Raw genomic sequence first — 25863 nt, forward strand, 5'->3', positions numbered from 1 at the left:
GCGGCGCTGCTTCGGCGCATTACGTCATGCGGCTCTTCGCCAGCGGCGGATTCGCCGCGAAATAGCGCTTGATGCCCTTGAGAATGGCGTTGGCCATCTGGTCGCGGTAGGCGTCGTCGTTCAGGCGCGTCTCTTCTTCCGGGTTGCTGATGAACGCGGTCTCCACGAGGATCGACGGAATGTCGGGCGCCTTGAGCACCGCGAATCCCGCCTGCTCGACCGAGCCCTTGTGCAGCTTGTTGATGTCGCCGATCTCGTTGAGCACGAAACCGCCGTAGCGCAGCGAGTCGCGGATCTGCGCCGTCGTCGACATGTCGAAGAGCGCGCGGTTCACGGCCGCGTCGGCGGTCTGCACGCTGATGCCGCCGATCTGGTCCGACGAGTTTTCCTTGTTCGCCATCCAGCGCGCGGCCGCGCTCGACGCCCCGTGCTCCGAGAGCGCGAACACCGAGGAGCCGCGCGCGAGCGGCGTGGTGAACGCATCGGCGTGGATCGAGACGAAGAGGTCCGCGCTCACGCGGCGCGCCTTCTGCACGCGCACGTTGAGCGGCACGAAGAAGTCGGCGTCGCGCGTCATCATCGAGCGCATGTTGGGCTGCGCGTCGATCTTCGCGCGCAGCTTCTTCGCGATGTCGAGCGCGATGTGCTTTTCGTAGGTGCCCGCGCTGCCGATCGCGCCCGGGTCCTCGCCGCCGTGGCCCGGATCGATGGCGACGGTGAGCAGGCGCACGGTGCCGCCCCGGGTGGATTTCGGCGTGACGAAGCCGTAGTCGTCGTTGCTGCTGCTGTCGTCGCCGTTCTGCGCGAGTGCCTGGGCGGACTGCTGGGGCGGGCGCGGCACCTGCGGAACGGCGCGCGGCGCGGCCGGGCGCGAGGATGCCGGGCCGCCCGTGTCGTTCTGCGCGTAGCGCTGGAAGAACGCGTCGCTGCCGTCGGATCCCTGGGGCGCCCGCGCGCCGGGCGGCGGCGTGGGTGCCGCCGTCGGGCCCGCGAGCGTCGAAGGCGGCACGTCGTGCTGGGTCGCGTCGAACTGCTGCTGCTTCTTTTCGGTCTGCGCGAGCAGATCCATCATCGGATCGGGCGCGACGGCCGGGTACAGGTCGAACACGAGCCGGTACCTGTACGAACCCACGGGTTGCAGCGTGAACACCTGCGGCTTCACCGACCCCTTGAGGTCGAACACCATGCGCACCACGTGGGTCTGATACTGGCCCACGCGCACCGCCTGGATCTGCGGGTCGTTCGGCGTGATCTTGGAGACGAGGTTCTTGAGCGCGTCGTCGAGGTCGAGGCCGTTGATATCGACGACGAGCCGGTCCGGCGCCTGCAGCATCTGCTGCGTGGTGGCGAGCGGCTGGTCCGATTCGATCGTGACGCGCGTGTAGTCGCGCGCGGGCCACACGCGCACGCCGAGCACCGAGGTCGCCCATGCGAGGCGCGGACCCGCGAGCCCGAGCACGAGCGTGGAAGCGCCCGCCTTCAGGATCTGCCGGCGCCGCCAGTTGTGCGTGGCGGTGGCCGCGGATTCGATCGAGCGGAACGGTTTGATTAACATCTTTCTAGACATGCCTTTCCTGATGCGCTGTATGCGTAAGCGGTGAGCACGCGACCCTCGCCCTCGTCGCCGGGTTCGAGCGCGAACACGAGGTCCGGCACGCCGAGCAGGCCACCCGCGCGTTGCGGCCATTCGACGAGACACACCGCGCCGGCCGCGAAATATTCGCGAAAGCCGGCGTCGGCCCATTCGGCCGGATCGCTGAATCGGTACAGATCGAAGTGATAGAGCTGGAGTTCCCCATTCGGGGTGGCGACCGTGTACGGCTCGACGAGCGTATAGGTGGGGCTGCGCACGCGGCCCGCGTGCCCGAGGGCGCGCAGCGTGGCGCGCACGAGCGAGGTTTTGCCGGCGCCCAGGTCGCCTTGCAACTGCACGTGCAGGCCGCTAAAACGCGGGATTTCGGCGGCGCCGGCGGGGTGGGCGGCGTTTGCGCGTACGCCTTCGAGCGCTTCGGCGAAGCGCTGGCCGAACGCGTCGGTGGCCGCCGCATCCGCCAGTGCGAAGCGGCGTTCGAGCAGAACGGGGGCCGGCGCGTGCTGCGCTGGAGGTTGACCGGGCGTGACGGGCTGGACGGGCATTACTCTCGTAAAATGACGTGATGAACCGCAGTCCATCGCCTTCCTCTTCAAGCTCCGCGCACGCTCTCGCCGACGTGGACGGCTTTGCGCCCGCTGCGGCGCATGCCGCCGCCACGACGTGCGAGCCGGCCGCGGCGTCTTCGACGGCTGGCGCGGCCGGGACCGGTGCGCCGCAACTCGCCGCGCTCGCGGCACGCATCCGGGCGTGGGGGCGCGAACTGGGGTTCGGTGCGGTCGGTATCAGCGATACCGACCTCGCGCATGCCGAAGCGGGCCTCGCCGCATGGCTCGAAGCGGGCTGCCACGGCGAGATGGATTATATGGCCAAACATGGGATGAAACGCGCGCGGCCCGCCGAGCTTGTGGCCGGCACGCGACGCGTTATTTCCGTGCGCATGGCCTATCTGCCGGCCGCGACGCTCGCGCCGGCGTCCGTGAGCGAGCCGTCGAATGGAGCGGGAAAGGCAGGCGAAAGTGCTTCGCAAGATGCGGCGCGTTCGGCCAATGCTTCGGCCAACACTTCGGGCGACGCTTCGGCCAACGCTTCGGCCGACTGGCGCGAGCGCGAGCGACGGCGCTTGGCCGATCCGCAGGCCGCCGTCGTGTCGATCTACGCGCGCGGCCGCGACTATCACAAGGTGCTGCGCGCGCGTTTGCAGCAGCTTGCCGAGCGCATCGAAGCCGAAATCGGCGGGTTCGGTCACCGCGTGTTCACCGATTCGGCCCCGGTGCTGGAGGTGGAACTCGCGCAGAAAGCGGGCATAGGCTGGCGCGGCAAGCACACGCTGCTCTTGCAGCGCGACGCCGGCTCGCTGTTCTTTCTGGGCGAAATCTATGTCGATCTGCCGCTGCCGACCGACGCTGAAACCGCCGCTGAGACATCCGCGGAAAGCGCCGCACAAGCCTCGATTCCCGCGGTGCCCGCGCCCGCGCCCGCGCCCGCGCCCGGGACGCAGGGCGCGCACTGCGGCAGTTGCACGCGCTGCATCGGCGCATGTCCCACGGGCGCGATCACGGAACCGTATCGCGTGGATGCGCGGCGCTGCATTTCGTATCTCACGATCGAGTTGCAGGGGAGCATTCCGCTCGAGATGCGCGAGCTCATCGGCAATCGCGTGTACGGCTGCGACGATTGCCAGATCGTGTGTCCGTGGAACAAGTTCGCGCAGGCGGCGCCCGTTGCCGACTTCGACGTGCGGCATGGGCTCGATCGCGCGACGCTCGTCGAGCTCTTTGGCTGGAGCGCGCAGCAATTCGACGAGCGTATGCAGGGCAGCGCGATCCGCCGCATCGGTTACGAGCGCTGGTCGCGCAATATCGCGGTGGCGATGGGCAATGCGCTGCGCGTGGCGCAGCCGGCCAATGCGCTGGACGGTGCGGCCCGCGAGGCTATCGTTGCGGCGTTGCGCGTGCGCGAGCACGACGCATCGGCGCTGGTGCGCGAGCACGTCGGATGGGCGCTGGAAGCGGCATGACATCGCATGAAGCGGCATCTAACGGCATGAAGCATGCCTAAAGCAGCACGAACAAGCGTGAATGGGCACGCAGCGGCCCGGGCAACGGCAACCCCGCGGCAAGCGGAATATCGAACCGGGCGGCAACGACGGAGGCAATCATCATGTACAACGCGGTAATCGAGGCGCCCTTCGGCAAGGTGGGCATCCGCACGGGCGCCGGAGCCCTGCGCGAGATCGTCTATCTGCCCGCCGCGACCGGGGCCGTGACGCCCGATTGCGAACTCGCGGCGCGCGTGGCCGGGCAGATCGAGCGCTACTTCGACGACGCCTCCGTGGCCTTCGACTTGCCGCTCGCCGCGCTCGGCACGCCGTTTCAGCGGCGCGTGTGGCAGGGCATCAGCGCGATCGATGCGGGCGAGGTGCTGACCTACGGCGAACTCGCGCGGCGCATCGGCAGCGACTCCGCGCGCGCGGTCGGCCAGGCGTGCGGGTCGAACCGCTTCCCGCTCGTGATTCCGTGCCATCGCGTGGTGTCGGCGAGCGGCATCGGCGGCTTCGCGCATCACGGCGGCGAAGGCTTCTTTCGCGACGTGAAGCGCTGGCTGCTGGCCCACGAAGGCGTATCGATCCGATGACGAAGGCGACAACCCCGCTCGCGACGCTCGTAGCCCCCGGCACGGAGGCCGACGAAGCGCACGCCGACGCCCCCGCGCTGACGCCCGAATCGAGCGCGGCGCTCGACCAGAGCCTGCTCGCCATCGACACCTTCTGTGACGCGATGTGGCTCGAACACGGCCTCTCGCGCAATACGCTCGACGCCTACCGGCGCGACCTCAAGCTCTTTTCGGCGTGGCTCGCGCGCAAACGGTCGGCCACGCTCGACATGACCGACGAGAACGATCTCTACGCCTACAGCGCGGTCCGCAAAGAAGACAAATCGACTTCGGCGAACCGGCGGCTTTCGGTGTTCCGCCGCTATTACGGCTGGGCGCTGCGCGAGCGGCGCGTGAGCGCCGATCCGACCGTGCGCGTGCGTTCGGCGAAACAGCCGCCGCGCTTTCCTTCCACGCTCACCGAAGCCCAGGTCGAGGCGCTGCTCGGCGCACCCGACGTGAGCACGCCGCTCGGCCTGCGCGACCGCACGATGCTCGAACTGATGTACGCGAGCGGCCTGCGCGTGACCGAGCTCGTGACGCTCAAGACCGTGGAGGTGGGCCTGAACGAGGGCGTCGTGCGCGTGCTGGGCAAGGGCGCGAAGGAGCGCCTGATCCCGTTCGGCGAGGAGGCCCATGCGTGGATCGAGCGCTACCTGCGCGAGTCGCGGCCCGCGCTGCTCGGCGCGCGCACGTCCGATGCGCTCTTCGTCACGGCCCGCGCCGAGGGCATGACGCGCCAGCAGTTCTGGCACATCATCAAGCGCCATGCGGCCGCGGCCGGCGTGCATGCGCCGCTTTCGCCGCACACCATGCGCCACGCGTTCGCCACGCACCTGCTCAATCACGGCGCGGACCTGCGCGTCGTGCAACTGCTGCTCGGCCACAGCGATATTTCCACCACGCAGATCTACACCCACGTCGCTCGCGAACGCCTGCGGCTTCTGCACGCGAAGCACCATCCGCGAGGGTAGGCCGCGCCGCGATTTGCGCTGTGCGCCATTACAATGCGCCGATGCGCAAATCGAAACACGTCTCCGAAACGCCCGCCACGCAGATGCTGCGCCGCGCGGGCGTCGCGTTCGGCGAGCATCCCTACGAGTACGTCGAGCATGGCGGCACGGCCGAGTCCGCGCGCCAGCTCGGCGTGGACGAGCATCGCGTCGTGAAGACGCTCGTGATGGAAGACGAGCACGCCAGGCCCCTCATCGTGCTGATGCACGGCGACTGCAAGGTGTCCACCAGGAACCTCGCGCGCCAGATCGGCGCGAAGCGCGTGGAGCCCTGCAAGCCCGAAGTGGCGAACCGGCATTCGGGCTATCTGGTGGGCGGCACCTCGCCCTTCGGCACGAAGAAGACGCTGCCCGTGTATGTCGAATCGACGATCCTCGAACTCGACGAAATCTGGCTCAACGGCGGGCGCCGCGGCTACCTGGTGAGCCTCGCGCCCGCCGTGCTCGTTTCGCTGCTCGGCGCGAAGCCCGTGCAGTGCGCGAGCATGGAGTGACGGCCGCGCGCGGCGACCCCGGCGGACTCCCGCAGCGGGTTCCTCCGCGGGCTCCTCTGCCGGTTCCTCGGTAGCTTCCCTGATTCGCACTCACCCCGCGCCGCGCTTCGGTAGAATGGGCGCCTTCGCGCGTCCCGCCCGGCCTCGCTGGCCGCGCCGCGCGCCTCCTACCAATCACCGGGCTTCGTGCATGTACAACCTGATCGTCGCCGTTCTTGCCTATCTGATCGGCTCGGTTTCGTTCGCCGTGATCGTGAGCGCCTCGATGGGCCTCGCCGATCCGCGCTCCTACGGCTCCGGCAATCCCGGCGCGACCAACGTTCTGCGCAGCGGCAACAAGAAGGCCGCGATCTTCACGCTGATCGGCGACGCGTTCAAGGGCTGGGTGGCCGTGTGGCTCGCCGCGCGGTTCGGCCCGCATTTCGGGCTCGGCGATGAAGCCGTCGCGCTCGCGGCCATCGCCGTGTTCCTCGGCCACCTGTACCCGGTGTTCTTCCGCTTCCAGGGCGGCAAGGGCGTGGCCACCGCCGCGGGCGTGCTGCTCGCGATCCATCCGGTGCTGGGGCTCGCCACGCTGCTCACGTGGCTCATCGTCGCGTTCTTCTTCCGCTACTCTTCGCTGGCGGCACTCGCCGCCGCCGTGTTCGCGCCGATCTTCGACGTGTTCCTGTTCGGCCCGCACGTCATCGCGCTCGCCGTTCTCGCCATGAGCGTGCTGCTGTTCTGGCGCCATCGTGCGAACATTTCCAAGCTGATCGCCGGCCAGGAAAGCCGCATCGGCGACAAGAAGAAAGCGGCCGGCGCCGGGCAGTAAGACCGGCAGCCACCCTCGCATGGGGAGCCGGGCGCACGCGCCCGTCCCCTGCCTTTCACCTGCCCTTCGCTTATCTTTCCGCCCAGGCTTGAGCCCCATTTATTGGATTCAAGTCCGTGGTTTGCGCCGCCGTAAACGCCTGTGATGTCCCAGATAGTGATTGCAGGCTAATCCCGTTCCTTTCCCGCTACGACGCCCAATATGTTTTCCACCATTCGCGCGCGCATCGTCGCGCTCGCCGCTGTCATCGTCGTCGTTGCGCTAGGCGCCAATACCGCGCTCGACTATTTCGTCGCCAGTTCGTACGACACCCAATCGATCAACAACATGCTCACGGCGGTCGAAGACAGCCACGCCGCGGGCATCGACGACTGGGTCGCCTCGCACGCCCAGATGATCAACTCGCTGCAGGACACGGTGATCGATCCGGCCGACCCCGTTCCGGCGCTCAAGCAGATCGCGGCGGCAGGCGGTTTCACCAACGTCTATGTCGGCTACGCGGACAAGACCACCAAGTTCTCCGATCCGACCGGCATCCCGCCCGACTACGATCCCACCAGCCGTCCCTGGTACAAGCAGGCCGTAGCCGCCGGCAAGGGCGTGGTGACGCCGCCCTACGTCGACGCGGGCACCGGCAAGCTGGTGGTGACGTTCGCGACGCCCGTGATTCGCGACGGCGCGGTGAAGGCCGTGGTGTCGGGCGACGTGTCGATGGACACCGTGCTCGCCAACGTCCGCTCGATCCACCCCACGCCCGACAGCTTCGGCATGCTTCTGGACAGCAGCGGACAGATCGTCGCGCACCCGGACGCCAGGTTCACGCTCAAGCCCGTGTCGGACCTCGCGCCGGAGCTTGGCAGCGACCGTCTTGCCGCGCTCTTTGCCGCGACCGAGCCGCTCGACGTGGTGGCGGGCGGCAGCCGCAAGCTGATGCGCGCCGAGCCCATCGCGGGCACGGACTGGCACGTGATCGTCGCGCTCGACCATGCCGACGCGATGGCCGACATGCGCGCGCTCCTTACCACCTCGCTGATCTCGCTCGTGGTGATCGCGGCGGTGGCGGCGCTCATCATGGCGGCGGCCACGGCCGTGTCGTTCAAGCGCCTGTCGAGCGTGCGCGACGCGATGGACGCCATCAGCGCGGGCGAGGGCGATCTCACGCAGCGCCTGCCCGCCGACGGCAGCGACGAAGTCGCGCAGATCGCGCGCTCGTTCAACGGCTTCATGGACAAGCTGCGCGACGTGATGCGCCACATTCGCGCGGCGAGCGAGTCCGTGCGCACCGCGAGCGACGAGATTGCCGCGGGCAACGTCGATCTGTCGGGCCGCACCGAATCGGCGGCGGCCAGCCTGCAGCAGACCGCGGCCTCGATGGAAGAGATTACGGCAACCGTGGCCCAGTCGGCCAACGCGGCGCAGCAGGCCGACGTGACGGCGGCTTCGGCCTCGCAGGTCGCTTCGCGCGGCGGCGCGGTGATTAGCGACGTGGTGCGCACGATGGGCTCGATCGAAGAGGCTTCGGTGAAGATCGCGGACATCATCGGCGTGATCGACGGCATTGCCTTCCAGACCAACATTCTCGCGCTCAATGCCGCGGTGGAAGCGGCGCGCGCGGGCGAGCAGGGCCGCGGCTTCGCGGTGGTGGCGGGCGAAGTGCGCAGCCTCGCGCAGCGCAGCGCGCAGGCCGCCAAGGAGATCAAGGCGCTGATCGAATCGACCGTGGCGAGCGTCACCTCGGGCTCGCAGCAGGTGCGCCGCGCGGGCGATACGATGGACGAGATCGTGCAGAACGTGGCGAACGTCACGACCATCATCTCGGAAGTGACGAACGCGGCCGGCGAGCAGACGCGCGGCATCCAGGAAGTGAACCGCGCCGTGAGCCAGCTCGACGAGATGGTTCAGCAGAACGCCGCGCTCGTCGAGGAATCGACGGCGGCTGCTGCGGCGCTGCGCGGCCAGGCGACGACCCTCGCCGAGGCGGTGGGGCAGTTCAGGCTCGACTGAGACAGGGCAGGAACGGGGCAAGGACGGCCCGCGCGCGGGCGCCCCGGTCCTCCGCGCGGACAGACGATCGCGGAAGACCGGGCGCCGCGGCAGCCCGTGCGACGGAATCAGTCGCGGAAGTTGTTGAAGTCGAGCGGGGTGTCGGTCACGTCCTTGCGCAGCAGGGCGATCACGCTTTGCAGGTCGTCGCGCTTGGCGCCCGTCACGCGCACGGCGTCGCCCTGGATGCTGGCCTGCACCTTGATCTTGCTGTCCTTCACGAGCTTGACGATCTTCTTGGCGAGATCGCCCGACACGCCCTTCTTCACCGTGATGACCTGCTTGACCTTGTCGCCGCCGATTTTCTCGATCTTGCCGTAGTCGAGAAAGCGCACGTCCACGTTGCGTTTGGCCATTTTGGCGATCAGCACGTCCTTCACCTGGCCGAGCTTGAAGTCGTCGTCGGCGAACGCGGTCAGTTCGCGTTCTTTTTGCTCGACGCGCGCATCCGAGCCCTTGAAGTCGAAGCGCGTCGAGATCTCCTTGTTGGATTGCTCGATGGCGTTTTTGACTTCGATCATATTGGCTTCGCTGACGACGTCAAACGATGGCATTGCATTCTCCCAGTAGCGCGAGCGGCGCATCCACGGGCCGCGCACTCGCTATAATCACGGACCGACGCCATTTTACCGGCGCCTCGCGCGTTTGCCCAAGGCCGTGCCGCCAGGGCGTGTACAGGCCCGGCAGGCGCATGGCGTGTGCCGTGCGCCCTGTGGCCGCCGGCGCGGGTGCGCTGGTACCGGTTTAATGCCGGTTTTGTACCGACCCTGTGCCGGTTACGTTTCCCGTCCCATCCGCTTTTTCCGTTGGCCCCGATGTCCACTGCCCATCCCGCCGCTATCGATTCGTCCCCCGTGTGGTTTGCCGCCGGCTATCCCCTGCGCGCGCACAACACGTTCGGCATCGAGGCGCGCGCGCGTCTGGCCTGCCGCATCGACGCCGAGGCGGCCCTGACCGAGGCGATGCGCGATCCGCGCGCGGCGGGGCTGACGACGTTCGTGCTGGGCGGCGGCAGCAACGTCGTGCTCACGCGCGATTTCGACGGCCTCGTGCTGCTCATGGCGCTGCGCGGGCGCCGCGTGGTGCGCGAAGACGCCGACGCCTGGTACGTCGAGGCGGCGGCGGGCGAGAACTGGCACGATTTCGTGGCCTGGACGCTCGAAGCCGGCATGCCCGGCCTCGAAAATCTCGCGCTGATTCCGGGCACGGTGGGCGCGGCGCCGATCCAGAACATCGGGGCGTATGGGCTCGAAATGGCCGAGCGCTGCGCGTCGGTGCGCGCGATCGAGGCGACCACGGGTGCCGTGGTCGAATTCGACGCGGCGCAGTGCGCATTCGGCTATCGCGACAGTTTTTTCAAGCGCGAAGGGCGCGCGCGCTATGTGATTACCGCGGTGACGTTCCGTCTGCCCAAGGCGTGGCAGCCGAACGCCGGCTACGCCGATCTCGCGCGGGCGCTGGACGAGCGCGGCGGTGCGGGCGAACCCGATGCGCGTGCCGTATTCGATGCGGTCGTGGCCGTGCGGCGTGCGAAGCTGCCCGATCCGCGCGTGCTCGGCAATGCGGGGAGCTTCTTCAAGAATCCGGTGATCGAGGCGCCGCAGTTCGATGCGCTGCGCGAGCGCGAACCGCAGATCGTGTCCTACCGCCAGGCGGACGGGCGCGTGAAGCTGGCGGCGGGCTGGCTTATCGACCAGTGCGGCTGGAAGGGGCGCGTGCTGCGCGCGGCGGCCGTGCACGAGCGCCAGGCGCTGGTGCTCGTGAACCGCGGCGGCGCGACGGGCGCCGACATTCTCGAACTCGCGCAGGCGATCCGGCACGATGTCGAGGCGCGCTTCGGCGTGGCGCTGGAGCAGGAGCCTGTGAGCCTCTAAGGCCCTTGCCAGGCGTTTGCCGCGAGGGTGCTTTTCGCGCGCCGCGTTCAGCGCGGCGCCATCGTACCCAGCTTCAAATCACCCGCTTCAAATCACGCGCTTCAAATCACTTTATCCTGGGCCGCGAACACCGGCCCTTGCACGAACCGCACGTCGTACTGCTGCAACTGCTCGAACTGCGCCGCGTCCACCACGCGGTTGAAGATGAGCGGAATGCGCAGCCGCGCGGCGTAGCTCACGAGCGGCTTCACCACCGAATCGCGCAGCGCCGCAGTGGCATCCATCTTCACGAAATCGAGCCGCGCCATGTCGGACACCGAAAGGATCTGTCCGGCGTTGGGCAGATTGCCGGCCACCTTGAACCCATAACGCTGATAGCTCTTCGTGAGATAGCCGACGAACGTCCGGTGCGCCACGGCCGCCGCCGGCAGTTCGATCACGATGCGCCCGGGATTCAGCCCGAACGAGACCAGCACGTTCGAAAAGTGCCGCCCGTGGTCGTACTTCACGCTTTTCAGCAGCCGCTCGTGCACGCGCAGGAAGAGGAGCCCGTGCTGCTGCGAGCCGAGAAAGTTGATCGTGTGCAGCGAGCGCACCATGCGGTCGAGCGCTACCAGCTCGGGGTCGTCGAGCGAATCGACGAACGGGTCGAACGGCACGGCGTGGCCGTCCTGCTCGCGCAGCGTCACGGCCTGAAAACCCAGCTCGTCGCCAAAGCGCGATGCGCTCGAAAGATCCGCCGTAAGCGACTGCACGCCGCTGTGCACGGTGATGTCGTAGATCGGTTCGTAGGCCGAGAGCAACTCCACACCGCGCCGTTTCGCGACAGCCTGGTCGTGCCAGGCGCCCGTACCCAGCGCAAGGTGCTCGCCGAGAAACGGATAAGCGGCTGCACGGGCGACGAGCTCGGGAATGGTCGGGGCGATCATAGGCGGTGAGTGGCGGCGCTGGCCACGCTCGGACGCCGCGCCTTCGCACGGGCCGGGGGCCGCATGACTGGATGGTAGCAGTCGCCGTGCCGGGCGATTCGACTTCTTGCTTATAACGTTATCGGTTGCACGGGCGCCCGCGGGCCGCGTGTGCGGCGCCGGCTGCCCTGAAAGCTCGAAGCCAGGGTATACACCATATTTCACTATTCATAATCCGTTTTACTATTCGTAAATCGCGCGACGCGTGTCGTCGCACTTTTTTCGAACCCGGTCAGGATTCAGCGAGGATTCAACCGGACGAGGCCCGGCCGGCTTGCCGCCGTGCCGGAGCACCTGGAGACATCGATGAACGCACCCCTGCGACACCCCGCCGAGGCCGTGGACGCCCAACGCGGCTACATGAGCGGTTTCGGCAACGAATTCGCCACCGAGGCGCTGCCCGGCGCCCTGCCCGAAGGCCGCAACTCGCCGCAGCGCGTGGCCTACGGCCTGTACGCCGAGCAGATTTCGGGCACGGCCTTCACGGCCCCGCGCTCGCATAACCGCCGCGCGTGGCTCTACCGCATCCGCCCGGGCGCGGTGCATCAGCCCTTCGTGCCGGTCACGGCGCGCGCGGGGCGCCTCGTGGCCGACTTCGGCGCCGTGCCGCCCACGCCGCCCAACCAGTTGCGCTGGGACCCGCTGCCCATGCCTGCCGAGCCCACCGACTTCATCGACGGCTGGGTGACGATGGCCGGCAACGGTTCGGCGGCGTCGATGAGCGGTTGCGCGATCCATCTGTACGCCGCGAACCGGCCGATGACGGACCGCTTCTTCTACAACTCGGACGGCGAGCTGCTGATCGTCCCGCAGCACGGGCGCCTTGCCATTGCGACCGAGATGGGCCGGCTCGAGGTCGAACCCTTCGAGATCGCGGTGATTCCGCGCGGCGTGCGCTTCACGGTCGATCTGCCCGACGGCGAGGCGCGCGGCTATATCTGCGAGAACTTCGGCGCGCTCCTGCGCCTGCCGGACCTCGGCGTGATCGGCTCGAACGGCCTCGCGAATCCGCGCGACTTCCTCACGCCGCACGCGGCCTACGAAGACCGCGAAGGGCAGTTCGAACTCGTCACGAAGCTCAACGGCGAACTGTGGCGCGCGGACATCGGCCATTCGCCGCTCGACGTGGTGGCGTGGCACGGCAACTACGTGCCGTACAAGTACGATCTGCGCCGCTACAACACCATCGGCTCGATCAGCTACGACCACCCGGACCCGTCGATTTTCCTCGTGCTGCACGCCCCCACCGACACCCCGGGCGTCGATTCGATCGACTTCGTGATCTTCCCGCCGCGCTGGCTCGCGGCCGAGAACACGTTCCGCCCGCCCTGGTATCACCGCAACGTCGCGAGCGAGTTCATGGGCCTCGTGCACGGCGTCTACGACGCCAAGGCCGAAGGCTTCGTGCCGGGCGGCGCGAGCCTGCACAACTGCATGTCGGGCCACGGCCCCGATGCGGAAACCTTCGAGAAGGCGTCGAACGCCGACACCTCGAAGCCGCACAAGGTGGCCGACACCATGGCCTTCATGGTCGAAACCCGCACGCTGATCCGCCCGACGCGCTACGCGCTCGAAGCGGCCGGGCTGCAGGCCAACTACTACCAGTGCTGGCAAGGCCTCACGAAACATTTCAATCCGGAGAAGCAATGAGCAGCACCATCCCGAGCGATCTTCAGGCGACGCTCGACCCGGCGCGCAAGAGCTGGATCGACAGCGCGAACGACCCGCAGTGCAATTTCCCGATCCAGAACCTGCCGTTCGGCGTGTTCAGTCAGGCTGGCGATGCAGGCCGCGCGGCGCCGCGCGTGGGCGTGGCGATCGGCGACCTGATCGCCGACCTCGCCGTGCTGCACGACGCGGGGCTGCTGCGCTTGCCGCAAGGCGCGCCGAAAGCGGTCTTCGCGCGCGGCGCGCTGAACGATTTCATCGCGCTCGGCCGCGACGCGTGGCGCAGCGTACGCATCCAGCTTTCGTCGCTGCTCGCGCGCGAGACCGCGACGCTGCGCGACGACACCGCGCTCAAGGCCCGCGCCTTCGTGCGCCAGGCCGACGCCACGCTGCATCTGCCCGTGGAGATTCCCGGCTATACCGACTTCTACTCGTCGAAAGAGCACGCGACCAACGTCGGCTCGATGTTTCGCGATCCGAAGAATGCGCTCCTGCCGAACTGGTCGGAAATGCCGATCGGCTATAACGGGCGCGCGTCGTCGGTGGTGGTGAGCGGCACGCCGGTGCGCCGCCCGCGCGGACAGTTGAAGCTGCCCGAGCAGGAGCGCCCGGTGTTCGGCGCTTGCCGCAAGCTCGATATCGAACTGGAAACGGGCTTTATCGTCGGGCGCGGCAACGCGCTGGGCGAGCCGGTGGCGTGCGAGGAGGCCGAAGACCACATCTTCGGCATGGTGCTGCTCAACGACTGGAGCGCGCGCGACATCCAGCAGTGGGAATACGTGCCGCTCGGGCCGTTCAACGCGAAGACCTTCGCCACCTCGATCTCGCCGTGGGTCGTGACGCTCGACGCGCTGGCGCCGTTCCGCGTCGCGCAGCCACAGCAGGACCCGCAGCCGCTCGACTACCTGCGCCACGCCGGCGACCACGCATTCGACATCGCGCTCGAAGTGCTGCTGCGCCCCGAAGGCGCCGCCGAGGCCACCTCCATCGCGCGCACGAATTTCCGCCACATGTACTGGACGATGGCGCAGCAGCTCGCGCATCACACCGTGGCGGGCTGCAACACGCGCGTGGGCGACCTCATGGGCTCGGGCACGATCTCGGGCCCCACGCCCGACTCGTTCGGCAGCCTGCTCGAACTCACGTGGAACGCGAAGAATCCGCTCGAACTCTCGGGCGGCGGCACGCGCGGCTTCATCGAGGACGGCGACGAACTCACGCTCGCGGGCTGGTGCCAGGGCGAGGGCTATCGCGTGGGCTTCGGCACGTGCGTCGGCAAGATCCTGCCTGCGCTGAAGTCCTGATCGGAAGAGGGATGAGCGAAGGGCCGGTGCGCCGCGAGGCGTGCCGGCCCTTCGTTTTGGTGCGATTGACGACCCGCAAGCCGCGCGGCGCGTGCCGCTCAGGCCCGTGCGAGCCGGCGCGTGCGTTCCCACTGGAGCGCGCAGAGGAACACGAGCGCGCCTGCGAACAGCACCCAGAGCATGGCATCGCGCCCGGCGTGCTCCATCAGCGCGCCGGTGACGATCGGGCCGGCGAAGCTCGCCGCGCTCCACGAAGCGCTCACGACGGCGCTGGCGGAGACGAGCGCGACGCCTTCGAAGCGCTCGCCGCACGCCACCACGGCGAGCGTGTAGATGGCGCCAGCGGCCGCGCCGAGCACGAAGAGGAGCGGCCAGCACAGCCAGGGCGTGCCGATCGCGAACGGCAGGAGCGGCAGCAGCACCGCCACGGCGACGCCCGCGAGCGCATGCACGCGTTCGCGGCCGAGCTTGTCCGCGAGCCAGCCGATGGGGAACTGCATGGCCGTGTCGCCGAGCAGTACCGCCGAGGCGAACAGCACGGCCTCTTCGCTGCCGATGCCGTGGTCCATGGCGAAGAGCGGCAAAAGCGAGAGCGCGAGCGTATCGAAGAGGGCGAAGAAGGCGGTGGCGAGGACGAGCGCCGGCATCCTCGGCAGCACGTGGCGCCAACTGCCCGCTTGTGCGTGCTGCCCATGTCCGTCGTGTCCGTCGTGCGCCTCGCTCGCCCGCGCCGTCCCGCGCATGGCGGCGAGCATCGGGAGCGCCACGAGAAAGATCGCGCCGCAGATCGCGAAGCGCCATGCCAGGGCGTCGGCAATCTGGCTCACCAGTACCGGGCCCGCCATCTGGAACAGCGTGAACGTGGTGGCGTAGATCGCGACCACGCGGCCGCGGTTCGTGTCGTCGGCGAGCTGGTTGACCCAGGCTTCGCCGATCGTGAAGAGCAGCATGAGCGCCGCGCCGCAGACCATGCGCAGGAGCGCCCAGGCCCAGAGGTTCGCGGTGACCTGCATCGCGGCGGTGGCGAGCGCCACGGCGAGCACGGCGCCCGTGATCACCTGCCGGTTGGTGAAGCGGGCCGAGACCCACGCGGCAAGCGGCGCGACGGCGAGGCCGCCGAAGGCCTGCGCGGCGGTCAACAGGCCGATGATGGCGGTGCCGTAGCCGGCCTGGGACAGGGCGAGCGCCGTGAGCGGCAGGGTGGCGCCGTAGCCCACGCCGACCACGGCGACGCTCAGGATCAGCGCGAGGAAATCGCGGGTGAGGACGGTTTTCATCGGGCCAGATGCTACTACGTGGGCGCGATCGCGCGCTGGCGGAAGGCCCGCTGCGGTGGGGCGCAGGGGCAGGCAGTCCTGGCTGCGCAGACCCTACCGGCCTAAACGCATGCGATGCGCCACGGCCTTTCGCGTCATGCGCAGGACTGCGGCCCGGCCACGGCGAGGCGCCGTGCGCGCCGGTCGAGCTGCGCCGAAACGAGCGTAAGCGCGAGCGAGCCGAGGGCCATGGCGATGCCCACCCACGGCAGCGCCGTGAGCGGCGCGCCCGCGCTGATCGCCACGCCACCGAGCCAGGCGCCGCTCGCGTTGCCGAGATTGAACGCGCCCTGGTTGAGCGTGGAGGCGAGATTCGGCGCATGGCTCGCGCGATTGACGATCAGTATCTGCAGCGGCGGCACGATGGCGAAGGCGAGGACGCCCCACACGAAAATCGTCGCCATGGCGGCGATCGGGTCGTGCATGGTGGCGGCAAACGCGGCGAGCACCACGCTGATGAGCGCGAGGAAGCCGAGCAGCGAGCGCATGAGCTTCCAGTCGGCGAGCTTGCCGCCGAGCGTGCTGCCCACGGTGAGGCCGAGGCCGAACAGCAGCAGCACGAAGGTCACTTCGTGGGGGCTGAAGCCGGTCACGTCTTCGAGGATCGGCGTGATGTAGGTGAACACCGAGAAGAGGCTTGCCGAAGCCAGCACGCTGATGCCGAGCACCATCAGCACCTGCGGGTTTTTCAGCACGGCGAACTCGTGCACGAGGCTTGCCTTGTGCATTTCGATCTTCGCCGGGAGGCAGACCCACAGCGCCGCGGCCGCGAGCAGACCGATGCCCGTGACGGCCCAGAAGGTGGCGCGCCAGCCGGCGATCTGGCCGAGCGCCGTGCCGAGCGGCACGCCCAGCACGTTGGCGAGCGTGAGGCCCGTGAACATCAGCGCGATGGCCTGGGCGCGGCGGTTCGGCGCGACGAGCCCGGCCGCGACCACGGAGCCGATGCCGAAGAACGCGCCGTGGCAGAACGCGGTGACGATGCGCGCGGCCATCAGGATCGCGTAGTTCGGCGCGAGCGCGCAAAGCAGGTTGCCCACGATGAAGATGCCGATCAGCCGCATGAGCGCCTGCTTGCGCGGCACGTTCGCGATGGCGATGGCGACGATCGGCGCGCCGATGGTGACGCCCAGCGCGTAGGCGGAGACCAGCATGCCGGCGGCCGGGATCGAGACGGCGAGGTCGCGCGCCACGTCGGGCAGGAGCCCCATGATGACGAACTCGGTGGTACCGATTCCAAAGGCGGCAACGGCGAGGGCAAGAAGGGGCAGGGGCATGGCGCGGCGCGGGTCGGGGTCACGCGGCCGACGGTGCGCACGGCGCGCCCGGGAAGCCGCAATTAAGTCAACGCGGAATTGTACTGAATACTGACACTTCGCATACGGCCCGCTTTTCGTTGTGCCTTGCGCCCAACACCTGGGCGCCGTCCGCCCCCCTCCCTATCCTTGATGATTTCTTCAGCCAGCCTCCATGGCGTGCAGGCTCCGGCCGCCGCACGATGACCTCACGATCCCGCCGCAAGCAGCCGGCCCCCGCCGGCCGTTCCTGGCGCAGATGGCAACCGCGGTGGATATCGTCCGCGACGCATGGCGGCCGAGCGCATGCGCAACTTTTCCGGAGCGATGCAATGAACACTTTGAACACAGCCCGTACGGTGCGCATGGCGCTGGCCTGCGCGGCGGCTCTCTTCGCCGTCTCGGTCTGGGCCGACTCGCAACCCGACGAAGCGCAGGCTTCACAGTCAACCGCGCAGTCAACCGCGCAGTCAACCGCGCAGTCAATCCCACAGCCAACCTCGCAGGATGTGGGCGGCGCCCCGCTTTCCACGAGCGCTTCGGGCGCGCCCATGGCGCCCGCGGGCCTCACGCGCGAGCAGGTCTATCAGGACCTCGTGCGCTCCGGCGAGGACGGCGAGCGCGCGGCGCTGCAAAAGAGCCTCTATCACGGCCAGTGAGGGCCGCCTTACTCGCCCGGCGCGCCAGTCTCAAGCCTGTCCCGCGCCGATATGCTTCTCGATCAGGCGCATGCGGCTGGTGGCGCGATACGGCTGGAACCAGGGATTCGTGCGCAGTTCGCACAGGCGCGAGCTGCGTTCGGCGAGCGCCGCTTCGAGCCAGCGAAACATCTCGCCGGGGTCGCCGAGGCGGGCGTAGGTCTCGGCGAGCAGCAGCGGCGAGGTGTAGCGGGTGCGGCGGCGCGCGAGCAGATCGTCCAGATGCCAGCGCAGCACGGCCTCGTAGCCGTCTGCCTCCCACTGCGCGCGGATCGCCGCCGCCCGCGCATGCTGGCCGCAGCGCACGAGGGCTTCGAGCGTGGCATCGACTGCCTGCGCATAGAGCTTCTTGACCTCGAACGCAATGGCGAGCAACTGATAGAGCAGCGGCGGATGCTCGCGGTGGCCCGGCGAGAGATAGTCGCTGACCACCTGCGCGTGCTGGCCCGCGAGCACCATGCCGAACGCGCGCGATCCCTGGAAGGCGAGCGGATCGATGCGCTCGGCGCGCCCCGCGGCGGCGTCGCTTTCCGCGCGGCGCCCACAGGCGGCGAGCAGGCGCGCATAGAGCCGGTGCGCTTCCGGGTAGCTCGGATTCAGGCGCAGCGCTTCCTTGAAACCGGCTTCGGCACGGCTCCAGTCCCATTCGAAAAAGTAGCGCACCGCGGCGAGCGCATGGTGCGCCTCGGGCAGGCCGGGGTCGAGTTCGAGCGCGTTCTCGGCCATCTCGCGCGCCACGGGCCAGCCTTCCTCCGGCGCGAAGAAGCCGTGCACCGCGGTCGATCCATAGTAGTTCGAAAGACCTGTGTAGCCGAGCGCGTAGTTCGGATCGCGTTCGAGCGCGGTTTCGAAGTACTGGCGGCTGCGGAAGAAGTCCTCGCCGTCGAGGCCGTGGTGGGCGCTGAAGCCGGCGTCGAAATGCACGCGCCGGTACCAGAAGTAGCGTCCGCGCACATAGGCATCGTGGGCGGCCGGATCGACGGGCAGGCGCCGCGCGAGCGCCGCGTGCCGCTGGTCGCCGAGGGTGGGTTCGATATCTCTCGCGAGCGCCGCCGCCACTTCTTCGAGGACGTCGAGCGCACCCTGCGCGATGGGCTCGTGCGCGCGGCTCCAGATCTGCACTTCGTCGGCGCAGCGGATCAGCCGCGTGAGGATGCGCAGGCGATTCGCTTCCTGGGTGAGCGAGCCTTCGAGCACATAGTCGAGCTTCAGTTCGCGCGCGATCTCGCCGATGCTTTTCTGCTGGCCGCGATAGCGCGCCGCCGTGGTGCGCGCGATCATCAGAAGACGCGCGGGGTCGAGCGCGCCGAGCGTGGCCGAAATTTCGTCGGCCAGCGCGCTGGCGAGGCTCTCCTGGGCGGGGTCGCCCGTGAGGTTCGCAAACGGCAGCACCAGGGCGCGCATGGCCGCGGGCGGCCCGGCCTCGTTGGCCGACGCGGCGGGAACGGGCGCGTCGGCGCCGGCTGCGCGCGTGCCGTCGAGCCGGTATCCCTTGCCCTTGACCGTGATGAGATGGCGCGGCTTCGCGGGGTCTTCTTCGAGCGCGATGCGGATCTTGCGAATCGCCGTGTTGAGCCCGTTCTCGGTGTCGCGAAACGGGCTGCCGCCCCAGAGCCGGTCGACGATATCCGCGCGCGCGATCAACTCGCCGTGACGCGAGGCGAGCAGGATCAGCAGATCCATCGGCAGCCGCTCCAGCCGGATCTGCGCGCCGGCGCGCGTTAGCTGATAGCGCTCGACGTCGAGTTCGAAATCCGCGAACCGGATGAGTCTGTCCATCGGCATGGGCTCTCCCACGGTGCGGCTTCGGGAACATCGAAAAGACCGGCGACGACGTAGCGGTCGTGCCGTTCGTCTGAGGAAAGAAAGCCGCGTGCCGCGCGGGCGGATGCTTTGCAATGTAGTCAGTCGGGCAGGCGCCTTCAACCCGAATCAGTCGTCGATCAACCGTCAAGCGGATCGCCGTGGCGTCCCGAACCCGACGCGAAACGCGCCGCACCCGCGAGCCCTTCGTCGAGCACCGCGTCGTCCTCCACCACACGCAGATCGCACAACAAAGCGAGCTCCAGGCCTCCCGCGACGGCGTATCCTGTTATCGCGGCGACGACGGGCTTGGCGAGCCGCATGCGCGGTTCGTTTCGAAACGAGCGAAGGCGTCGGCGAGCGCGTTCGCCGTGGGGCGGTCGATCGCATTGCGGCGCGCGGGCCGGTCGAGCACGAGGGTCGCGACCGGGCCGCTCGCTTCGATGCGCACGTCGGCGCCGAACGTTTCGATGTGCATGGTCTTCTCCGTTGCGGGGATGCGCGGCGCATAGGTCACACGAGCGTCACGATTGCCTCGTAGCTTAGGCCGCTTTTAACCATCGTCATTGCCGTCCTCTCGCATGCAGCGCTCGCCCATGTTTACGCCCGACCCGAGCCTCTCCTCGTCTCCCGCTGCCGGACCCCTCTGGATCGTGCCGCTGCCCACGCATCTCGCTTACGACCATGTGCGCCTAAAGCGCGTGTTCACGACCGACGGCACGCGCCATGAAGTCGTGATCGTCGATCTGCACAAGCTGCTTCTCTGCGCCGACCGCGACGGCACCGACTACGTGCTGCGTCCCGTGGACGACTGGCACGCAGGCAAGGTGCGCGGCATTCGCGATTTCCTCGACCCGCAGAACGAGCGCGTGCCGCAGATGCCGTATGTCACGATCTCGACGCGCCGTGCGCCGGGGATGGCGGGCTGGCTGCGGCTCGCGCACGAGGGGGTCGTGGCGTTTCGCAACGGCCAGCATCGGGCGCGCTACCTTGCGTGGGCCGGGGCGGTGTGGCTGCCTGTCGAAGTGCACGAGCGCGAAGCGCCGCTCCTGCGCGAGCTGTGCGGCGCGGGCGAGCCCGGCGAAGGCGCCGCGGCGAAGAACGCCTACGGCGAGTGAGGGCGCGGCGCTTGAGGGGCGCCGGGTGCCGCGAAGCGCTTCGTCAGACCGCCTCGCGCAGTGTGCCGCTGAGTGTTCCGTTGATTGTGCCGCTGATTGCGTCGCTAAGTGCGCCGCTGATTGTGCCGTTCCTGGTGCCGCTCATCGTACCGTTTAGCGCGCCATTCGCCGCACTGCCCATTGCGCTGCCCGCTGCTGGCGCGAGCGTCCGCATGCTCGCGGCCGCCGGTGGTTCGGCTGACCCCGCGGTCGCGAAGTGCTCGACCGTGTAGTCGACGAAGCGGCGCGTCTTCGCAGGCAGGTACTGGCGGCTCGGATAGACGATCGACATCTGCGCCTGCGGGTCGTCGATTTCGTACTCGGGCAAGAGGCGCCGCAGCGTGCCGGCCGTGAGGTCGTCGGCCACGAGTGCAGCCGGCACGATCGCCACGCCCATGCCCGCGAGCACCGCGAGGCGCACCATCAGCATGTTGTTCACGGCGTAGGCCGGTTGCAGCGTGACCTGCTGCGCGCGCTCGCCCGGCCGCGCGAACTGCCACGTCGCGCTGCGCTCTTCGGGCGGCAGCGTGACCGCGGCCACGCGCGCGAGGGCTTCGGGCGTGCGCGGCTCGCCGTGCTCCGCGAGCCAGGCGGGCGCGGCGCACGGCACGAAGGTGGTGGTGCCGAGCGAGCGCTCGACGACATCGCTGCCGCGCAGCGAGGCCGCCGCGACGATGCCGCAGTCGAAGCCGTCTTCGATCAGGTCGATGTGCCGCTCCGCGAGCGTGAGCCGCACGTTCACGCGCGGATAGAGTCGCCGGTAGCCGTCGATGAGCGGGGTGAGCGTGGCGAGCGAAAGCGCGCCCGCGGCAACCACGCGCAGCGTGCCGCTGGGTTCGCGCTCGGTGTGGGCGACGGTGTGCTCCAGGTGATCGAGTTCTTCGAGCACGCTGCGGCAGCCTTCCAGATAGCGCTGCCCGGCTTCGGTCAGCGAGAGGTTGCGCGTGGTGCGATTGATGAGACGCGTGTGCAGATGTGCTTCGAGCATCGCGACCGAACGGGTGACGAGTGCGTTGGACACGTCGAGTTGCTGCGCGGCGCGGCGGAAGCTTTGCGTTTCCGCGACCCTGACAAAGACGCGCATGGCGTGTATCTGGTTCATGGACATTCGCCTCGTATGCTGACTGCATGAATCGGAAGAAGAGACGTTGCAGCGGCAGGAAAATGCGGCACTGTCTCAGTGGATTCGGCGTGCGGCGGCCTTGCATTGGCGGTACGGGAATGAAAATCATATTGACAGTCCACCGGAATTACAATATTTATCTCGAAGCGGCGCGGCGTTGCATTGGTGTAAAGGATTCAATACTCATCTGGCATGGGAATTGAATGACGAATGCGCTGCGGCCGTATGCGCAATTCAATAGCGCGTCGTTCTGCGGATAGCGGTTTTCCCGGACCGGTTGACCGCCCGTCAATCCCGCGATTTAGGGGTTACGGGCCAGCTCGCGAGGAAACGATGTCTGTCTTGTCCTGGCTGTTTTCCCGTTGAAATTTCTTTATCACGCAGCCACGGTGCATTGCATCAAAACAGGCGAATTCACGCCGGTTACATAAACGCGAATAAGAGTGGAGTGGGCGGGCGATTTATTTCGCCTCTTGTCGGGGCCCCATTGCGGTATGCCCGCGGCGTACGCGCACATTGAACGCTTTTTCATGCAATTTTTGGCACACTAAAAACCTTTAATCAGCAGGCGGACACTCATGATCGTCGAATTGCTGAAATCGCAACCCGAAATTGCCCTTTTCCTCAGCCTCGCGCTGGGTTATCTGATTGGTTCCATCAAGTTCGGGCCGATTTCGCTCGGCGGGGTGTGCGGCACGCTGATCGTCGCGCTGGTGCTCGGGCAGACCGGCGCGCGCATCGCGCCCGACCTCAAGAACATTGCCTTCGCACTCTTCATCTTCGCGCTCGGCTTCACGGGCGGCCCGCAGTTTTTCGCCAACGTGCTGCGCGGCTGGCGCTACGGGCTCCTCTCGATCGTCGAGATCGTTTCCGTGATGACGCTCGTGATGATTGCAGTCGTTACGATGAAGCTCGACCCGGGCACCGCCGCGGGGCTCCTCGCGGGCGCCGCCACCGAATCGGCCGTGATCGGCACGGCGTCCGAGGCCGTCTCGAAGCTCGGCCTCGCCGGTGCGCAGGTCACCCAGCTCCAGTCGAACATCGCGACGGCCTATAGCGTGAGCTACCTCTTTGGCCTCATCACCATCGTCCTCTTCACGAGCCAGATTGCGCCGCTGCTTCTGCGCATCAATCTGCGCGACGAAGCGGCGCGCCTTGCCCGCAAGCTCGGCGGCGACGGCGTGCTCGACGAAGGGCAGCGGCTCGCGCTGCCGCCGCTCGTCGGCCGTGCGTTCCTCGTGGGACCGGCGGCGGGCACCGTCGTCAGCGCGTTCGAAGCGCGCTTCGGCAACAACGTGACGATCGAGCGCGTCCTGCGCAAGGGCAAGCAGCTCGACGTGAACGCGCAGTTCGTGCTGGCGCCGGGAGACACGGTGTTCATCGCGGGGCGGCGCGAAGCGATGATCGAGGCGTCCCCGGCGTTCGGCGAGGAAGTCTCCGGCGAAAACTTCGCGCGCGCTCTTGCGCAGCGCACCGACGTGCTGGTCACGCGCCGCGACATCAACGGCATCACGCTCGCCGAGATGCGCGAGCGCGCCGAGCCTCAGGCGGGCCGCGGCATTTACGTGGCCGCGCTCACGCGCTCGGACACCACCGTGCCCGCACTGCCCGGCACCGTGGTCCAGCGCGGCGACGTGCTCACGCTCGTGGGCGCGCCCACGGACGTCGCGCGCGGCGCGAAGCGGCTCGGCTATGTCATACAGCAGACGCAGAAAACCGACTTCGTATACCTTGGCCTCGGCGTGCTGGTCGGCATGGCGATCGGCCGGCTCGGGGCAACCATCGGCGGCGTGACGCTCGTGCTGGGCACGGGCGGCGGCTGCCTGCTCTCGGGCCTCCTGTTCGGCTGGTTGCGTTCGCACTTTCCGGTTGTCGGCTCGCTGCCTTCGGCGGCGGCCCAGGTGCTCAAAGACTTTGGTCTTGCGACCTTCATCGCGGCGGTGGGACTTTCCGCCGGCCCCGACGCCATCCGGCTCGTGCGCGAATACGGCCTGGCGCTGCCCGCCGCGGGCATTTTGCTGGTGGTGGTCCCCGGTTTCCTGTCGCTCTGGATCGGGCGCATGTTTCTCAAGCTGGAAGCGCCGATGCTGCTCGGCGCGATTGCGGGGCAGCAGTGCAGCACGCCGGCGATCAGTGCGCTCGTCGGCGTGGCGGGAAATTCGATTCCGGTGATCGGCTACACGATCACGTACGCGTTATCGAACATCTTGTTGCCGCTGATGGGCCCGGTTGTCGTCGGGCTGGCGGCGAAGTTCGGCTAACGGGGCCGCGAAGCGGCGCACGCGCGGTGGCTTCGCTCCGATAGCGATTCATTTCCACAGCAGTACGTAGTATTCACACAGCGAGGGCACGATGGAATGGCTACATGACATCTTTCACAAATCGCCTGAGATAGCGTTGTTCCTGTCACTGGCGGTCGGCTACTGGGTCGGCCAGATCAACTTCGGGAAATTCCAGCTGGGCGGCGTGGGCGGCTCGCTGCTCGCGGCCGTCGTGATCAGCCAGGTGGGCGTGACGGTGGACAACGGCGTGAAGGCGGTGATGTTCGCCGTGTTCATCTATGCCGTGGGCTACGACTCGGGCCCGGGCTTCTTCAACTCGCTGAACCGAAAGACGCTGCGCGAGATCGCCATGGCCGTGTTCATGGCCGTCGCGGGCCTCGTGACCGTCATCATCTGCGCGAAGCTCTTTCACCTCAACAAGGGCCTCGCCGCGGGTCTCGCGGCCGGCGGCATGACGCAGTCGGCCATCATCGGCACGGCGGGCGACGCCATCGCGCGTCTCGGCCTCTCGCCCGCCGAGGTGAAGTCCATGCAGGCCGACGTCGCCATCGGCTACGCCGTGACCTACGTGTTCGGCTCGCTCGGCGCGATCATCGTCTGCGTGAACATCCTGCCCAAGTTCATGGGGCAGGGACTCAAGGAGGCCTCGATCGAGGCGGAGAAGGAGATGTCGGGCGGCGGCGACGCTTCGGGGCCGGGCCAGGTCACGGCGCTCCCCGAGCTATTCGGCCGCGTTTTCCAGGTGGAGGCGGCCGCGGGCAAGACGGTCAAGCAGCTCGAGACGGCCGAGAAGGATCTCGTCGCCATCGAAAAGGTTCGCCGCGCCGGCAAGGCGCTCGATGCGACGCCCGACTTCGTGCTCTCCCGCGACGATGTCGTGCTCGTGGTGGGGCGCCGCGAACAGATGGTCGAGGTGGGTGCGCTGATCGGGCCGGAGGTGCCGGATTCGGGCGGCATGAGCCTCGTGATGCAGACGCGCCAGCTCGTGTTCACGAAGAAGGGCATGAATCACACGACGATCGCCGAGGTGCGCAAGAACGTGGATCGCGACATGCGCCACGGCGTGTACATCGAGAAGATCGAGCGCGTGGGGCAGCCCGTTCCCGTGCTGCCGCAAACGAAGCTCGAGCACGGCGACGTGATCACCATCTACGGCACCGCGACCGACACGAAGCGCGCGGTCCAGGAAGCGGGCTATGAACTCGCCTACAGCAACAAGACCGACTTCATCTACATGGGCGTCGGCCTCGTGCTCGGCCTGCTGATCGGCCTGATCGTCGTGAACGTGGCGGGCATTCCGCTCACGCTCGGCTCGGGCGGCGGCTGCCTGCTCTCGGGCCTGCTGTTCGGCTGGATGCGCGGCAAGCATCCGATGTACGGCGTAATGCCGCCGGCCGCTTCGCAACTGCTCAAGGACTTCGGTCTCGCGGCGTTCGTTGCCGTGGTGGGCCTGAACTCGGGCCTGCAGGCCGTGGTGACGGTCAAGCAGAGCGGCATCACGATCTTCCTGCTCGGCGTGGTCGTGACGATGGTTCCGCTGCTCCTCACGATGCTCTTCGGCCGCTACGTGCTGAAGTACAACAACGCGGCGATCCTCGCGGGCGCGCTGTCCGGCGCACGCAGTGCGAATCCGGCGTTCGGCGGCGTGCTCGACAAGGCCGAAAGCGCGGTGCCGACCGTGCCGTTCGCCATCACCTACGCGATCGCCAACGTGCTGCTCACGCTGCTCGGGCCGCTCGTGGTCGGTCTCGCATAACGCTCAGGA

Annotated in this window: 21 protein-coding genes and 1 pseudogene; 13 read left to right on the top strand and 9 right to left on the bottom strand. The window is 68.0% G+C overall.

All coding sequences use genetic code 11. The features are described 5' to 3' along the window. Positions 1-19: 19 nt before the first annotated feature. The gene (locus BFE01S_RS17385; protein ID WP_028226614.1) at positions 20-1567 is read right to left on the bottom strand and encodes an N-acetylmuramoyl-L-alanine amidase; all 1548 of its coding nucleotides are present in this window, start codon (positions 1565-1567) and stop codon (positions 20-22) included. Continuing rightward, positions 1549-2136, bottom strand: a complete 588-nt coding sequence (gene tsaE / locus BFE01S_RS17390) for a tRNA (adenosine(37)-N6)-threonylcarbamoyltransferase complex ATPase subunit type 1 TsaE (protein ID WP_028226615.1) — start codon at positions 2134-2136, stop codon at positions 1549-1551. The genes BFE01S_RS17385 and tsaE overlap by 19 nt, the downstream gene beginning before the upstream one ends. Positions 2137-2156: 20 nt before the next feature. Between tsaE and queG the strand changes: the two genes are divergently transcribed. The 6 genes from queG to BFE01S_RS17420 all read left to right on the top strand — a co-directional run bounded on the left by queG (position 2157) and on the right by BFE01S_RS17420 (position 8571). Continuing rightward, positions 2157-3611: a tRNA epoxyqueuosine(34) reductase QueG gene (gene queG, locus BFE01S_RS17395; RefSeq protein ID WP_062871683.1), complete on the top strand. Its 1455-nt coding sequence runs from the start codon at positions 2157-2159 to the stop codon at positions 3609-3611. Between the two features lie 143 nt (positions 3612-3754). Further along, positions 3755-4228, top strand: coding sequence for a methylated-DNA--[protein]-cysteine S-methyltransferase (locus BFE01S_RS17400; RefSeq protein WP_028226617.1), 474 nt, complete (start codon positions 3755-3757; stop codon positions 4226-4228). Next, positions 4225-5220 (top strand): site-specific tyrosine recombinase XerD, encoded by a 996-nt coding sequence (gene xerD / locus BFE01S_RS17405; protein ID WP_084169997.1) that lies wholly within the window; start codon positions 4225-4227, stop codon positions 5218-5220. Before BFE01S_RS17400 ends, xerD begins: the two co-directional genes overlap by 4 nt. A gap of 41 nt (positions 5221-5261) precedes the next feature. After that, a complete protein-coding gene (gene ybaK, locus BFE01S_RS17410) occupies positions 5262-5753 on the top strand; it encodes a Cys-tRNA(Pro) deacylase (RefSeq protein WP_028226619.1) in 492 nt (163 codons plus the stop codon). Between the two features lie 190 nt (positions 5754-5943). Continuing rightward, positions 5944-6567: a glycerol-3-phosphate 1-O-acyltransferase PlsY gene (gene plsY, locus BFE01S_RS17415; RefSeq protein ID WP_028226620.1), complete on the top strand. Its 624-nt coding sequence runs from the start codon at positions 5944-5946 to the stop codon at positions 6565-6567. Between the two features lie 201 nt (positions 6568-6768). Further along, on the top strand, positions 6769-8571 hold the full coding sequence (locus BFE01S_RS17420) for a methyl-accepting chemotaxis protein (protein ID WP_028226621.1): 1803 nt from the start codon (positions 6769-6771) through the stop codon (positions 8569-8571). Between the two features lie 107 nt (positions 8572-8678). Here the strand turns inward: BFE01S_RS17420 and BFE01S_RS17425 are convergent, their stop codons facing one another. Beyond that, complete coding sequence (locus tag BFE01S_RS17425) at positions 8679-9164, bottom strand: YajQ family cyclic di-GMP-binding protein (RefSeq protein WP_028226622.1); 486 nt, start codon at positions 9162-9164, stop codon at positions 8679-8681. A 261-nt stretch (positions 9165-9425) separates the two neighbouring features. Between BFE01S_RS17425 and murB the strand changes: the two genes are divergently transcribed. Continuing rightward, a complete protein-coding gene (gene murB, locus BFE01S_RS17430) occupies positions 9426-10484 on the top strand; it encodes a UDP-N-acetylmuramate dehydrogenase (protein WP_042337856.1) in 1059 nt (352 codons plus the stop codon). 101 nt (positions 10485-10585) lie between these two features. Here the strand turns inward: murB and BFE01S_RS17435 are convergent, their stop codons facing one another. After that, positions 10586-11413, bottom strand: a complete 828-nt coding sequence (locus BFE01S_RS17435) for an EAL domain-containing protein (protein ID WP_028226624.1) — start codon at positions 11411-11413, stop codon at positions 10586-10588. Positions 11414-11758: 345 nt separating this feature from the next. Here BFE01S_RS17435 and hmgA point away from each other — a divergent pair, with 345 nt between their 5' ends. After that, on the top strand, positions 11759-13102 hold the full coding sequence (hmgA, locus tag BFE01S_RS17440) for a homogentisate 1,2-dioxygenase (protein WP_028226625.1): 1344 nt from the start codon (positions 11759-11761) through the stop codon (positions 13100-13102). Further along, positions 13099-14424: a fumarylacetoacetase gene (gene fahA / locus BFE01S_RS17445; protein ID WP_028226626.1), complete on the top strand. Its 1326-nt coding sequence runs from the start codon at positions 13099-13101 to the stop codon at positions 14422-14424. The genes hmgA and fahA overlap by 4 nt, the downstream gene beginning before the upstream one ends. Positions 14425-14522: 98 nt before the next feature. On the opposite strand, the gene BFE01S_RS17450 is transcribed toward fahA, so the two are convergent. Both BFE01S_RS17450 and BFE01S_RS17455 read right to left on the bottom strand, forming a co-directional pair. Beyond that, a complete protein-coding gene (locus tag BFE01S_RS17450) occupies positions 14523-15701 on the bottom strand; it encodes an MFS transporter (protein WP_028226627.1) in 1179 nt (392 codons plus the stop codon). A 134-nt stretch (positions 15702-15835) separates the two neighbouring features. Then, a complete protein-coding gene (locus BFE01S_RS17455) occupies positions 15836-17017 on the bottom strand; it encodes an MFS transporter (protein WP_028226628.1) in 1182 nt (393 codons plus the stop codon). Between the two features lie 350 nt (positions 17018-17367). Here BFE01S_RS17455 and BFE01S_RS39045 point away from each other — a divergent pair, with 350 nt between their 5' ends. Next, positions 17368-17694 carry a hypothetical protein gene (locus BFE01S_RS39045; RefSeq protein WP_156967050.1) on the top strand — a complete coding sequence of 109 codons (327 nt, stop codon included), beginning with the start codon at positions 17368-17370 and terminating at the stop codon, positions 17692-17694. Between the two features lie 30 nt (positions 17695-17724). Here BFE01S_RS39045 and BFE01S_RS17465 read toward each other — a convergent pair whose 3' ends face one another. Beyond that, positions 17725-19512 carry a winged helix-turn-helix domain-containing protein gene (locus tag BFE01S_RS17465; RefSeq protein WP_245621126.1) on the bottom strand — a complete coding sequence of 596 codons (1788 nt, stop codon included), beginning with the start codon at positions 19510-19512 and terminating at the stop codon, positions 17725-17727. A gap of 236 nt (positions 19513-19748) precedes the next feature. Further along, positions 19749-20014 (bottom strand): annotated as a pseudogene (locus BFE01S_RS43155) (enoyl-CoA hydratase-related protein); the annotation flags it as partial. A gap of 118 nt (positions 20015-20132) precedes the next feature. Here BFE01S_RS43155 and BFE01S_RS39050 point away from each other — a divergent pair. Beyond that, complete coding sequence (locus BFE01S_RS39050) at positions 20133-20654, top strand: plasmid fertility inhibition factor family protein (protein WP_156967051.1); 522 nt, start codon at positions 20133-20135, stop codon at positions 20652-20654. Positions 20655-20697: 43 nt separating this feature from the next. On the opposite strand, the gene BFE01S_RS39055 is transcribed toward BFE01S_RS39050, so the two are convergent. Further along, the gene (locus tag BFE01S_RS39055) at positions 20698-21795 is read right to left on the bottom strand and encodes a LysR family transcriptional regulator (protein WP_084169999.1); all 1098 of its coding nucleotides are present in this window, start codon (positions 21793-21795) and stop codon (positions 20698-20700) included. Positions 21796-22394: 599 nt separating this feature from the next. Between BFE01S_RS39055 and aspT (BFE01S_RS17490) the strand changes: the two genes are divergently transcribed. Both aspT (BFE01S_RS17490) and aspT (BFE01S_RS17495) read left to right on the top strand, forming a co-directional pair. Next, entirely contained in the window at positions 22395-24077 is a 1683-nt protein-coding gene (gene aspT, locus BFE01S_RS17490; protein ID WP_028226631.1) for an aspartate-alanine antiporter, read from the top strand. 91 nt (positions 24078-24168) lie between these two features. Beyond that, positions 24169-25854, top strand: coding sequence for an aspartate-alanine antiporter (gene aspT, locus BFE01S_RS17495; protein WP_028226632.1), 1686 nt, complete (start codon positions 24169-24171; stop codon positions 25852-25854). Positions 25855-25863 lie beyond the last annotated feature (9 nt).

It is taken from the genome of Paraburkholderia ferrariae NBRC 106233 (assembly GCF_000685035.1).
Lineage (GTDB): Bacteria > Pseudomonadota > Gammaproteobacteria > Burkholderiales > Burkholderiaceae > Paraburkholderia > Paraburkholderia ferrariae.